The sequence below is a fragment of the Nostoc sp. genome (assembly GCF_036917415.1).
Taxonomy (GTDB): domain Bacteria; phylum Cyanobacteriota; class Cyanobacteriia; order Cyanobacteriales; family Nostocaceae; genus Nostoc.
The window spans coordinates 26,854-39,038 of sequence record NZ_JBALDJ010000032.1 but is presented as its reverse complement, the minus strand read 5'-3'; the positions used below and the strand labels follow the sequence as shown (position 1 = coordinate 39,038).

The 12,185-nt window shown below is 40.3% G+C and carries 11 protein-coding genes; 3 read left to right on the top strand and 8 right to left on the bottom strand.

The annotated features are described in order from the left end of the window. Position 1: 1 nt before the first annotated feature. Positions 2-769: a phosphatase PAP2 family protein gene (locus V7K41_RS06135; protein ID WP_334846449.1), complete on the bottom strand. Its 768-nt coding sequence runs from the start codon at positions 767-769 to the stop codon at positions 2-4. Positions 770-804: 35 nt separating this feature from the next. Beyond that, the gene (locus V7K41_RS06130) at positions 805-2,046 is read right to left on the bottom strand and encodes a hypothetical protein (RefSeq protein ID WP_334846447.1); all 1,242 of its coding nucleotides are present in this window, start codon (positions 2,044-2,046) and stop codon (positions 805-807) included. A gap of 330 nt (positions 2,047-2,376) precedes the next feature. Between V7K41_RS06130 and V7K41_RS06125 the strand changes: the two genes are divergently transcribed. Then, the gene (locus tag V7K41_RS06125; protein WP_334846446.1) at positions 2,377-2,661 is read left to right on the top strand and encodes a hypothetical protein; all 285 of its coding nucleotides are present in this window, start codon (positions 2,377-2,379) and stop codon (positions 2,659-2,661) included. A 295-nt stretch (positions 2,662-2,956) separates the two neighbouring features. On the opposite strand, the gene V7K41_RS06120 is transcribed toward V7K41_RS06125, so the two are convergent. The 4 genes from V7K41_RS06120 to V7K41_RS06105 all read right to left on the bottom strand — a co-directional run bounded on the left by V7K41_RS06120 (position 2,957) and on the right by V7K41_RS06105 (position 6,247). Further along, on the bottom strand, positions 2,957-3,691 hold the full coding sequence (locus tag V7K41_RS06120) for a glutathione peroxidase (protein WP_334846445.1): 735 nt from the start codon (positions 3,689-3,691) through the stop codon (positions 2,957-2,959). A gap of 77 nt (positions 3,692-3,768) precedes the next feature. After that, positions 3,769-4,698, bottom strand: coding sequence for an alpha/beta fold hydrolase (locus V7K41_RS06115; protein WP_334846443.1), 930 nt, complete (start codon positions 4,696-4,698; stop codon positions 3,769-3,771). Positions 4,699-4,720: 22 nt separating this feature from the next. Continuing rightward, the gene (locus tag V7K41_RS06110) at positions 4,721-5,545 is read right to left on the bottom strand and encodes an SDR family oxidoreductase (RefSeq protein WP_334846441.1); all 825 of its coding nucleotides are present in this window, start codon (positions 5,543-5,545) and stop codon (positions 4,721-4,723) included. 216 nt (positions 5,546-5,761) lie between these two features. Then, the gene (locus V7K41_RS06105) at positions 5,762-6,247 is read right to left on the bottom strand and encodes a glutathione peroxidase (RefSeq protein WP_334846439.1); all 486 of its coding nucleotides are present in this window, start codon (positions 6,245-6,247) and stop codon (positions 5,762-5,764) included. A gap of 915 nt (positions 6,248-7,162) precedes the next feature. On the opposite strand from V7K41_RS06105, the gene V7K41_RS06100 reads away from it, so the two are divergent. Then, the gene (locus V7K41_RS06100; RefSeq protein ID WP_334846437.1) at positions 7,163-7,618 is read left to right on the top strand and encodes a DUF2141 domain-containing protein; all 456 of its coding nucleotides are present in this window, start codon (positions 7,163-7,165) and stop codon (positions 7,616-7,618) included. A 206-nt stretch (positions 7,619-7,824) separates the two neighbouring features. On the opposite strand, the gene V7K41_RS06095 is transcribed toward V7K41_RS06100, so the two are convergent. Both V7K41_RS06095 and V7K41_RS06090 read right to left on the bottom strand, forming a co-directional pair. Further along, positions 7,825-8,973, bottom strand: coding sequence for a peptidoglycan-binding protein (locus V7K41_RS06095; protein ID WP_334846435.1), 1,149 nt, complete (start codon positions 8,971-8,973; stop codon positions 7,825-7,827). A gap of 504 nt (positions 8,974-9,477) precedes the next feature. Beyond that, positions 9,478-10,545 (bottom strand): DMT family transporter, encoded by a 1,068-nt coding sequence (locus V7K41_RS06090; RefSeq protein WP_334846433.1) that lies wholly within the window; start codon positions 10,543-10,545, stop codon positions 9,478-9,480. Between the two features lie 287 nt (positions 10,546-10,832). Here V7K41_RS06090 and V7K41_RS06085 point away from each other — a divergent pair, with 287 nt between their 5' ends. Continuing rightward, positions 10,833-12,173, top strand: coding sequence for a cytochrome P450 (locus tag V7K41_RS06085; protein ID WP_334846432.1), 1,341 nt, complete (start codon positions 10,833-10,835; stop codon positions 12,171-12,173). Positions 12,174-12,185 lie beyond the last annotated feature (12 nt).

The window sequence follows — 12,185 nt, the reverse complement described above, 5'->3', positions numbered from 1 at the left end:
ATTACTCATCATTTATCGACTTTATTTCTTCTAGTAGTAAAGTAGTTTCATCTTTAGAACGTTCGCCATCTACAGATTTGGCTATAGTTGTATACGGTTTGATAATCAGACTGACACCAATTGTCCAACCTAATGAAACCATCCAACCTGCCAGAATGTCACTGGGAAAATGAACTCCCAGATAGAGACGACACCAGGCAATCGCGATGATGTATAAGCTGCCGAATATGAGAACTAACCAGCGCCAAGAGCTAGCCCAAGTTAAGAATAGTAAAATTGCTACCAGTGTTACACTCGTCATCGCATGAGCGCTGGGAAATGCAAAACTAGACTCAGGTGCAATGGACTGCCACAATTGTGGACGCACTCGATGCATTAATTGTTTTGCTGTGCGGTTGATGATGATGCTTCCTGCTGAGGCGGTGAGTAAATAAGCTAGCGATCGCCAGCGTTTTTGAAGTAGTAAAATGAGTGCGATCGCACCTAAAATCAGCATTGCTGTCCAAGGCAACCCAATTGTAGCTAGGGTGACAGCTAAAAAATCTAACTGTGGATTTGTTGTAGAATGAACTGCTAACAGAATCGGTACATCCCACGGAAAGCCTGCTTGATTTTCCCATATCTTCACTGTTAGGATTTCAAAAATCTGCAAAGGTAAATAGACCCCGATTAAAAGGAGTAAGAGCGATCGCCAACGAGCAATCAACAGGTTTTTCAGAAAATCAAACGGCGACTGACTCTCTTTATTGATTTGTTTCCCTTTTTCCATATCTAAATTAAAAAACCGATCGACGACTTCACTGATTACAAATTACTGGAAACTTGAGAAGTTCCACAATGTTTACAGTGCGACAAATGCTTATAAGTAAGATTATGACAGTTATGGCATTCAATGTACTGATAATAACCGCAGTGTGGACAGTAAGTATCAAGATGTCGAATTTTCTTGGCACAATTGACACATCGTGATTTTTGAACTCTGCTAGCTGCTTGGACTTTAGCGTTAAAGACAAATTTTTGAAAAAACTGGATGATTCCAAAACCAATAACTGGAATCAGCAAGATATAAACATAATTTATCAGGAAAAGTAAACCGCCAAAAATGGCACTGACTATATCAAATAAAAATCTAAATATTGCACCTACTTGCAGAAATTCAAATATTTTAACGATTAATGGGATAAAAAAGATAACTAGCAAATGCCAGCTAATTAGCGAAACGAGTCCATATCCTCTTCTTTGAGCAAATTTATGAACTGATAAAGCAATGAAAATCAGTGGTAGAAGAAAGAGGGACTGAAAACCAAGCTGAATACTTGGATACCAAAATGATGCTTGCTGATAGCCTTTATCAACTTTTTGAAATCGATTGTCATCTTTAAGAAAATTTATAAAACTAATGCTTTCCGGTTGGGAAAGTAGTTCATTTTTAAGAGTAGAAGTTTCTTGTTTAAGAGTAGAAATTTGACGATTATTTTCTTCTAATGCCTGTTTAGCTTTTTCTGCACTGACTTGATTAATTGATTGTTCGCGGTTCTGTCCAGCAATTTTTTCTAATAGGGTTGAGTCATACTGAGATTTAATAGTGCTATTGGCTTGTTCAAGCCTACTAATTTTTGCTTGTTTCTCATCAATAGTTTTGATAATTTTCTGCTTTTCAGAAATTTTAATCTTATCTTTGTAATCGGCATATTGCAAACACGTTTGAGAAACCTTACCCAGATGTCCTGTTTCGGCTTGTTGATAGTTTACCCGAAAACTAAATTGACTGTTCGTGTAAGATGACAATGAAAGTCTAGCAATTTCATAGTCTTTATCTTCAGTAGTTTTTGCCCGGTAATTTTGCCACTCTGAATAACATGGATAAGCCTTAGTTGGACTGATATGCCATCTGCTAATATCATCAAGTCCGGTAAAAACATTAATTAAGATAAAAATATCAATTATAATAATGACAATTAAACTTACTTTATTAAGTGGTTCATTGTTGATTGTCCTTGATTTACTAAAAAATTGACTCAAAATTTGGCGAATTCTGGCAAACATATTGTCTTTTAAATAAATGTAAATTTAATCCGAATCAATTTTATCCGATCGCTAGTAAATAGGTGGACAAAAATACATCTACCCATCTGAAGATTTGTTAACTGCTGACGAAAAACAAAATCCCCGACAACTTTTACGAAGTCGGGAATCTGTGGCTTTCAATTCTCACAAATCAGGCTGCGGTCAAAAATATCATAACTTTCACCTGAAGTTGACACAATTGATGGCTGTGTACCCCAACTCAATACCGCTCGGTTAAGAATATTCGTAGCGACTGTTTTAAAAGTCAAGCGTAGGCTACGCCTACGCACCTGTGTACTCGATCGCGGTGTGACAAAGTTTGAAATACTTCAACACGACTTCGGAGTACCTCAACACGACTTTGAAGTACCTCAACACGACTTTGAAGTACCTCAACACGACTTTAAAGTACCTCAACACGACTTTAAAGTACCTCAACACGACTTTGAAGTACCTCAACACGACTTTGGAGTACCTCAACACGACTTTGAAGTACCTCAACACGACTTTGAAGTACCTCAATACGACTTTGAAGTACCTCAACATGACTTCGAGGTATCTGTTGCTTATATAGCAGTTCTAAATCATTCGTGATAATTTGAGATCGTTTTAACCCCCCTGTAGTCCCCCCGATGCTTTGGGGGGACGGCTCAGACATTGAGATCAAAAGTGCGATGCCTGTCGCCTGATATTGTAGGTTGGGTTTTGCAAAGCCTAAACCCAACAAACCCCACCAAATGTTGGTTTTTGTTCCTCAAACGCCACTTGCTACCCTCCGGGAACGCTAAAAGCGAACAAGTCGGGAAACCGCAAGGGCGCAGGGCTGCCCCAACCTACACATTTCTATTTTTTAGGCAAAACCTACGTAGTATTGCAACCCTACTCAACCCTATTTAGCAGCGAAGTAGGCTTCTAATGCTTCAGAACCACCAATTAATTTACCATCGATAAATACTTGGGGAACTGTTGTCGCACCTGCAACTGCTTTTAGCGACCGTGTGGTGATATCCTTACCCAAGGTAATTTCTTCGTAGTTTATGCCATGCTCCTTGAGCATTGCCTTAGCACGCGCACAGAAGGGACAACCCACTTTCGCAAACAGGGAAACTACTTCGGGCTTCACTGCTTGGGGATTGATATATCTGAGCATTGTCTCAGCATCAGACACCTTAAAGGGATCTCCTGGCTCGTCTGGTTCAATAAACATCTGGTTAATTACACCATCTTTCACCAGCATAGAATAGCGCCACGATCGCTTCCCAAACCCCAAGTCTGATTTATCTACCAACAGACCCATACCTTCAGTAAATTCACCATTTCCATCAGGAATTAGCGTGATATTTTCTACCTCTTGATCCTTTGCCCATTCATTCATCACAAAGGCATCATTAACAGAAATACAGATAATGTCATCGACACCATTTGCTTTGAAAACCGGAGCCAATTCGTTGTAGCCAGGAAGATGAGTGGATGAACAAGTCGGAGTATAAGCACCCGGTAAAGAGAAGACAACTACTGTTTTATTAGCAAATAGCTTATCGGTTGTCACATCCACCCAATCGTTGTCATTGCGAGTATGAAAAGTGACATTGGGTACTTTTTGTCCTTGATGATTGGGTAACATAATTTTGCTTGCCTTTAGTAATCAATTCCAGTCATAACTTATCATGGGAGAACTGGTACAATGTAATTATCAATCGGCTAAAAAACTTCATTAATGAATGGAGCGATCGCTGCTACAAATTCAGTGGTTGATTCATAGGGTAAAACATTACGCCCGTTTATTTTTATACCTCGACTTTTAGGCAAACAGGCAAGATAGTGAGCCAAGCGTTCATCTGGCGTTTCTTTTTTATTGTCTTGGCTAATACTCGATGCAATTTTCCCCACAACCGTTAATGTTGGTTGCTGAATCGAGTCAATAAAACTAGTATAATCATCTCGCCAAAACCCTGCTAAAAAAGAAAACACTGCATGACGGCTAGCAGGATTTTCTGCACCTGCAAGCAATGTATTCAACCACTCTGCATCCACAGCATTTTCAGAAGCAAAGAGTTGACGAGTCGAGAAAGAACGTAAAAATTTTGGGGTGCGTGCATAGCGATAAAAAGCACTGCCAAAAGGCGAATCTAACACATTCCAAAGGAATTTTTCCTGCCATTCTGGTGGTTTATTTGTCATCAAAGCCCATGCTGGCGGCCCAGAAAGTACCAGTCTGGCAATTAAATTTGATTCCTTTTGCACTAGTTGGATGGCAACTGGCAATAAAGCGCCTTGCACTACTACAATAACCGGTTTTTGAACTACTGTTTGTAAAAAGAACTGCAACTGTTCTGCCCAATCACTAGGAGTGTAAGCTATACGGGGCATATCACTTTCACCACATCCTAGTAAATCAGGGTTGTAAATTGAATTACGCTGACCTGTACTATACCACTCGCGACAAAATCGCTGCCAAAATCGCCGCGACAATCCCACGCCAATCGGATGAATTAATAGTAAGGGAACGCCCTCAGATGTTGTATTGATTGGTTGATGAACTTCGTAGGCGCAACGATAATTCTGCCAACTGTAAAACTGGCTAGGAGATGCTGTCAAATTGGTTGTGTTAGCTACAGCAGATGGTTGCATAATTCCTAGTTTTTAATACTTGCTAAAAAATCATCTGTGGATGAATCAACTTGTAGCCAGCTTCTTTGAGCTTTTCATTCGATACCCAAGCATTATATGGGCGAGTACTCTTAATAGATGTATCCCATTTGACTTTGGGTAAATTATGTTTTTCAAATAAGCTATCTAGCAAGTCTCGGCTGGTGAGATGTGCATCATCTACCAGATTGTAAATTCCTTGCAAACGACGATGACGGGCAAATTCTATCGCACCAACAATATCATCTAGATGAACCCAATTTGTGGTATCTTCACCATTGCCTGGACGGGTTGTACCAGAATATCTACCAAATATTTTCAACAGTTCTCTACCAGTTCCATAAATACCTCCTAAGCGAAAGATACAAACACGGAGATTTTCGCTAGATGCTGATAGTAACACATCTTCTGTTTTGCGGAGAATTTGTGCATTTAAATTAGCAGGTGCAAGCGGTGTTTCTTCATCTACCCATACACCATTCCTATCACCATATACGGCATAACTACCTGTGTATATTAATTGTTTTACACTTTTAATCTGTTGTAAGCACGAAACTAAAGTTTGGGCAGTTTGTAGATAGGTTTCTTCATAAACTTCTCCACTTTTTGCCCCAACACTCAAAAGTACAACATCTTGATTGTGCAAAACTGATTTTAGACTATCTATGTCATTACCACAGGTAACTACAACTCTTTGAGATACTGATTGTAGTGCAGGGACACGCTCAGGCGAAGTTGTGGTTACACTGACAACAAAATTCATATCTTGCTGCCAATATTGAGCAACTTTATAACCAACATAACCACAACCAATGATTGCAACGTTCATGACAAATTAGACACAAATAAATTAAACTACTAATTGAGAATATTGTCTCAATTAAAAAACTGGAGGTAAATCAATTTAACCGTTCAGAACTAACAGTCAATAGTACAGAAATTTTGACTTAGCGACAAATGACAAATGACAAATGACAAATGACAAATGACAAATGACAAATGACAAATGACAAATGACAAATGACAAATGACAAATGACAAATGGCTATTTTGCTAATTCTTTCTCAATTATGGCAATTATCTCTGGTGAATTTGGCTGGACACTACTATTAAATCGAGCTACCACTTCACCTTGCTTATTAACTAAAAATTTTTCAAAGTTCCAAGCAACAGTTCCCGTTGGCTCAACGGCTTTAGTAAGTTGCTCATAAAGTGGATGCTGCTGTGAGCCTTTGGCATGAACTTTATCGAATAGTTCAAAGGTAACACCATATTTACTCGTGCAGAATTGCACAATTTCTTCATTGCTTCCTGGTTCCTGCGCTCCAAAATCGTTACAAGGGAACCCCAAAATCCGTAACCCTGCTTCTCCATACTTCTGGTTCAACTTTTCTAGCCCCTCGTATTGAGAAGTATAACCGCAGTAGGAAGCCACATTTACAATTAAGAGTAGCTTACCGGTGTAGTCGTTTAATCGCTTATCTTCACCGTTGATGGTCTTGACTGCAATATCCAAAATTGTGTTACTCATCTTGAATCTGATTTATAGGGAATATTGCCAAGTCTCCCATATTACAGGTACTCTAAACCCGGTTTCTTTAAGGAAATTAGGTTTGTTAGCCTTGTTGTAACAATTCTATGTGAGTCATGTAGTTGCAAAACGCTGTATCTTGTATAAATAGCTCGACCAAGCTGCTATTTCAGGATAAGTGTGGAAAATCTGTGTTGTTTTTAATACAAAATTTTGAGTGCAGTGATGAACAGTTTTAAAGTCACTGAAACAGTGTTGCAAGTCTAAAAAGCTCTTAAAACATTGACTAAGCTAACATTACCCGAAAGGAATTCATAAAAAGGATGGTTACGCTTACTCAAACTAAACCAAGATTCAATGCGGTTAAAACCGCCCGTGTCGCTTCCCTCTCAGCACTAAAGTAACTGAGTTTCCCGCATACCATGAGGTTTTATGATATCGGAAAATACGTAGCTAGAAAGGATATAGTTGCTTTTTTGTTGCATCATGAGTTATATTTCATCAAAAAACTCTAAAAAATGTGTTTTAAAATACAGTTTTTTTGGTTTGAGTAAATAGACAATCAGTCAAATTTATCCGTTTAGGCATAAATTTACCAAAGTGAAATCAGGAACTAGTCTCATAATTTCTGTGAAGGAATGTTTATGTTTTGATTGAGTCAGAGTTTCTAATATTATAAAAATTGTGTTTCCATAAAAATAAATAACTGATACGGAGAATGAGATGATTATTTCCTAAAAGTATTGACTAAAAGCTGAATTTGGTTAGCTTAATTAAATTAATTGATGTTGCTAAGTCTATTACTAACATCAATTACCACTTTTACAGCAGAAAAAAATAACCAATGAATAAACGTATTCGTCCCTGGCATCGCCTACTGGCGCTAGCGATCGCATTTTACCTTATGAAAATTTTATGCTTAAAAGCTTAAGAGTTAGTATGCTGCTACTGGCAGTGATGGGAAATCTGGCATGGTCATTTAGTGCTAAAGCAAATTTTAACGGCAAACTCACCGTGGAAATTGATGGCTTGAAGAATAAACAAGGACAAGTATGTGCCAGTATATTTGCTAGCAGTGAAGGATTTCCTAGCGATCGCGATCGCGTCTTACAAAAGCAGTGTACCAAAATTACTGAAAATCCCTTATCCATTACCTTTAACAACTTGAAAGCAGGTACCTACGCCGTTGCTGTCTTCCACGATCAAAATAATGACCGCACTCTCAATCGCAATATTTTTGGTATACCAAGGGAAGGTTTTGGATTTTCCAGCAATCCAGAAATTCGCACAAGAGCGCCTAAATTTAGCGAAGCAGCATTTTTAGTGGCAGGGCCAGATACCAATATCCAAATCCAGTTGAAATATTTTTAAGCTGACAGCAGATTCAGCTTGGTACATTGCCAATACTTCTCGGTTAAGGGGAAAAGGGGAAGGTGGGGCCTCCTCTGGGGATAAGGGGCGGGGGAAAAGGGAAAGAAAAAACCTTTAACCCAAACCCAGTACCTTTTTTCAAAACCCGATTCCTAACTGTGGTCTAAATAATAAGTCTTTAGGCGCACACGATATGACTTCTACTCTTATTGTTGTGAATCATTGTCTAAATCTTCTTGTAGACTCTGTTGCTTTGGCAAGCCACGTATTCGATTCATCTGAGTTAAAGCATATCGTGCTGTTGCTTGCACATCGGCATCTGGGTCTTCTAGCGCATGGTGCAACATCTGACTCATTTGACCCATCATGTCATAAACGCGCGTCAGGTCACGGATCGCATTTTGCCGCACTTGTGGACTTTCATTTTGGATGGAAATTGCTAAAGCACGGTTCATCGGTTTGAGTGTGCGGATGCCAATTTCTGACAAAGCTGCTAAAATTAAGCTGCTTTCTTGAGAATCAGCATCAATTATCAGGTCAACCAGATGCTGAATAGCCCGCGAATCTCCCTGCTGACCCAAATCCCAAATAGCTTTGCGCCGCTTCGTTGGGTCAGAACTGCGTAAATCTTGAATTAATTCGTCAACGATATTGAGTTTAGCAAGACGGGAAGTTTTTTCTGGTAGCAGTAATTGTGGGGAAAGTGGTGGTGTAGTTGTTTGTAAACTAGTGACAGTCTCTAGTAAAGGTGGTGTAATCGGGTCTTTGTTAGCTTCACTCAAACTTTTAGGCTCTGATATTTCGGACTTTTGCACTTGCTTGACCTTCTGAAACCACCTCAGCAGATAAATAAGTGCGCCAGTACATCCTAGAACTCCAATGGTAAATAGTAACCACCAGACAAAACCTCTTTCGGTTGGTTTGGGTTTTGCAGAAGTTGGAGCAATAGAGGTAACTTTTGGAGAGGTAACTATTGGAGAGGTGACAAACTGCTTTTTAGCTGCCAAAGCTGCTTGCAGTTTCTCCTGAGTCTCCGGGCCAGCAATCCCATCTAATTTTAAACCCTTTACTTTCTGGAATTTAGATACAGCGATTTCCGTATTGGTGTTGTACTGTCCATCTACCACACCACTGTAGTATCCCAACTGCTTTAATTGGGTTTGTAGTCTCTGCACATCTGATTTTCGACTACCATATCTCAAAACAGCCGGACTAGCAGTAACTGTCGAACTGGCTTGTGCAAGTTCTAAAATTTTAGGTGCTAGGTTCTGTGTGGCTGCGCTTGAGCGATTTGGGTAAAAACCCACGCAAGAAAAACAGGTAAATATCAGAATTGAGGAACGGCATAGCCTCATATTGCAAGTTTCAGCCTGAACGTGCTTTTCAAGTCTTCGATACCACAATAGCTTTTAGACGACCAAATGTTAACTGTCATTTTTAATTGGAAATGGGGTATTGGGGAGCCAGTGCGTTGGGCGGGCAATGCCCGACTTGTTCGCGTAGCGTCTCCCCTTGGGAGAAGCAACTGGCGTCATGGGGATTTGGGAAAAAGGAGGTAGGAGGCAGAAGTTCTTTAATTTTTAATTGATTTCTCCCTCATCTCCCTACTTAACCCTCTTCTATCACTTTGGGGAAAGAAAAATAAATGTAGGTTGGGTTGAACAAAGTGAAACCCAACTTTTCTAAGGTCTTTGGGTGTTGGGTTTCGTTCCTCAACCCAACCTACGTCTAAATTGATAAAAGTCATGAGAAATAAGGGTTTTAGATTTTTCTCTACCGATAGTGATTAAAGAGGGTTAATTACGAATTACGTAGCTTGCTTCTCGCCTTTGGCGAGTATTACGAATTATTTTAACAAGTTAGGGTAATATTTTTGGATCGGATTCTCTAACTGCTAGGCTTATAGAGTTCAATTTTTTAGCAGATGTTTCTAAAACTGGTTGCTGTATATTAGCTATCTCGCCGACAGTAACTGTGTCCTTTTGTCCTGCTAAAGTATCACGTTGGTTAATGAGATAGATGCTGATTAAAGTGAGAAATACTCCTACCCACTGCAACGGACTGAGAACTTCTGAGAGGAAAAGATTGCCGAATAGTAGCGCAAAGACGGGTGTCAGGAAGGTGAGAGAACTAAGACTCGTAAGACTGCCACTAGAGGCAAAGTAGAAGAATAACCCATAAGCGATCGCACTGCCAAATACGGTAGCATAACCCAAAGCCATGAAATCAGATCCTCCCAGATTTTCCCACTGCTGGGATTCAACGACTGATGAAATTCCCCATAGTGGCAATCCGCCCAAAATCATGTGCCATCCCGTAGCGCTTACAGGGTCAGCATGTCGGCATACAAACCGAATCAACACTGTTCCCACTGCCATTGATAGTGCTGCTAACAGCATTAACCACTCGCCACTAGCAAATAAATCTTGCCAGTTGCCGATTGTCATATTTGCACCTGAGTCGAGAAAATGTAAAATCCACTCATCAGGTAAGCCAATTAAACTAATGCCTGTGACTCCCAAGCCTAGCCCCAGCCATCCCCAAAAACCAATGTGTTCTTGGAATAGCCACAACGACAGCAAGGCAACAGCCAAGGGTTGCGAGTCAATCATCACAGACCCCAAACCTGCACTAGTTCTGACTAATCCCTCTGCCAAAAAGCCTTGAAATAGCGTCCCATCTACTAGGGCAAATAAGGCAATCCACAGCCATGCAGCCCAACCCTTCGGCTGGGGTTTACCCATAAATGCTGCTGCAATCAGAATTAACATCCCTGCTGGTATCAGACGCACACCTGCCATGAATAGCGGTGTGGTATGGGGTATCACTCCTTTCATGGCTACCATTGCCGTCCCCCATAGGAAAAAGGGGGCGATTAACAAGAGGGGGGCGAAGGGAAGTCGAGATGCACTGAGTTTCAGTTGCATGGGTTTGCTGATGCCTTTGTTTAACAAGCGCAAAAATTGCTTTACCTAATTTTACCGAATTATGTAGTTTTGCATAGGCATAGCCCGTTGTAGACATTGCCTTTGGCGGCTGCTTTGCACCATCGCGTAGCGTCTTAGAGACGGTGAAACTCTCCAGCCTGAGCCTAGTGCGATCGCTTGCTAGACAGCTTAATAAATGTGGCCATGAGCCAGTCCCTAAATCCGGTTACTCAAGCATAATAAATGTATTTGTTTGAGATTATTAAGTGGAATCACAGGTAAATATTATGCTTAGTCAATTACCGAATTGCATTACTAGCCCTTCGTGGTGGCAACTGATCGGATGGATTGCCGATCCGATTGGATTTCAGCAAAAGTATAGTCAAGAGTATGGAGATATTTTTTCCATGCAACTGAGTGGACTCGGTTCTTATGTAATTCTTAGCCATCCCCAAGCCATTCAAGAAATTTTCAGTCAAGATTCTAAATTTGATATTGGTCGTGGTAATAAACTTGCAGAGCCTTTGATTGGGCGAAATTCTCTCATGTTAATAGATGGTGCCCGCCATCGACGAGAACGAAAATTATTAATGCCCCCCTTTCATGGAGAAAGGCTACAGACTTATGCTCAACAAATCTGCTTAATTACCGAGCAAATCGCCAGTCAATGGCAAATCGGTCAACCTTTTGTGGCTCGTTCTGCTATGCAGAAAGTTAGTCTAGAAGTAATTTTACAAATTGTCTTTGGTTTAAGTGAAGGGGAACGCTATCAACAAATTTTACCTCTACTTACTAGTTGGTTGGATATGACTGATTCTCCTTTGCGCTCCAGTATGCTATTTTTGCCATTCTTACAACAAGATTGGGGAAAATGGACTCCTTGGGGGCGGATGAAAAGTAGACAACGCTCTATTCATCAGCTACTTCAAGCAGAAATTGAAGAGAAAAGAACAAAGAACAATCACCAGGGTGATGTTCTGAGCTTGATGATGGCAGTACGGGATGAAAATGGGCAAGCAATGACCGACGATGAATTAAAGGATGAATTGCTGACAATTTTATTTGCTGGACATGAAACTACTGCAACAACGCTAGCGTGGGCTTTCTATCAAATTCACCGAAATTCAGATGTTCTCTTAAAATTGCAGCAGGAACTCGACAGCTTGGGAGAAAATCCTAACCCAATGGAAATTGCCCAACTTCCTTACTTAAGCGCAGTTTGCCAAGAAACCCTGCGGATGTATCCAGTCCTACCAGGGCTTTTTCCACGCATTACCAAATCATCCATAAATATTGCAGGATACCAGTTTGCTCCTGACACAACTTTAATGCCAAGTATTTACCTCCTGCATTACCGGGAAGACTTGTATCCTAATCCTCAACAATTTAATCCCGAACGTTTTTTAGGACGCCAGTATTCCCCTTGGGAGTTCATTCCTTTTGGTGGCGGAAGTCGGCGATGCTTAGGATATGCTCTTGCTCAGTTAGAAATCAAATTAGTCCTCGCAACAGTTTTATCCAATTATCAACTTACCTTAGTGGAAGATAAACCTATTAAACTGCAACGACGTGGATTTACCCTTGCTCCTAATGGTGGAGTTCGGATGATGGCTATTAAAAAACGATAATACTTGCTTGGC

What these genes read in the sequence shown, in the direction of transcription:
- V7K41_RS06135 (WP_334846449.1), bottom strand. Translation starts at nt 769, where the DNA reads ATGGAAAAAGGGAAACAAATCAATAAAGAGAGTCAGTCGCCGTTTGAT.
- V7K41_RS06130 (WP_334846447.1), bottom strand. Translation starts at nt 2,046, where the DNA reads ATGTTTGCCAGAATTCGCCAAATTTTGAGTCAATTTTTTAGTAAATCA.
- V7K41_RS06120 (WP_334846445.1), bottom strand. Translation starts at nt 3,691, where the DNA reads ATGTTACCCAATCATCAAGGACAAAAAGTACCCAATGTCACTTTTCAT.
- V7K41_RS06115 (WP_334846443.1), bottom strand. Translation starts at nt 4,698, where the DNA reads ATGCAACCATCTGCTGTAGCTAACACAACCAATTTGACAGCATCTCCT.
- V7K41_RS06110 (WP_334846441.1), bottom strand. Translation starts at nt 5,545, where the DNA reads ATGAACGTTGCAATCATTGGTTGTGGTTATGTTGGTTATAAAGTTGCT.
- V7K41_RS06105 (WP_334846439.1), bottom strand. Translation starts at nt 6,247, where the DNA reads ATGAGTAACACAATTTTGGATATTGCAGTCAAGACCATCAACGGTGAA.
- V7K41_RS06100 (WP_334846437.1), top strand. Translation starts at nt 7,163, where the DNA reads ATGCTTAAAAGCTTAAGAGTTAGTATGCTGCTACTGGCAGTGATGGGA.
- V7K41_RS06095 (WP_334846435.1), bottom strand. Translation starts at nt 8,973, where the DNA reads ATGAGGCTATGCCGTTCCTCAATTCTGATATTTACCTGTTTTTCTTGC.
- V7K41_RS06090 (WP_334846433.1), bottom strand. Translation starts at nt 10,545, where the DNA reads ATGCAACTGAAACTCAGTGCATCTCGACTTCCCTTCGCCCCCCTCTTG.
- V7K41_RS06085 (WP_334846432.1), top strand. Translation starts at nt 10,833, where the DNA reads ATGCTTAGTCAATTACCGAATTGCATTACTAGCCCTTCGTGGTGGCAA.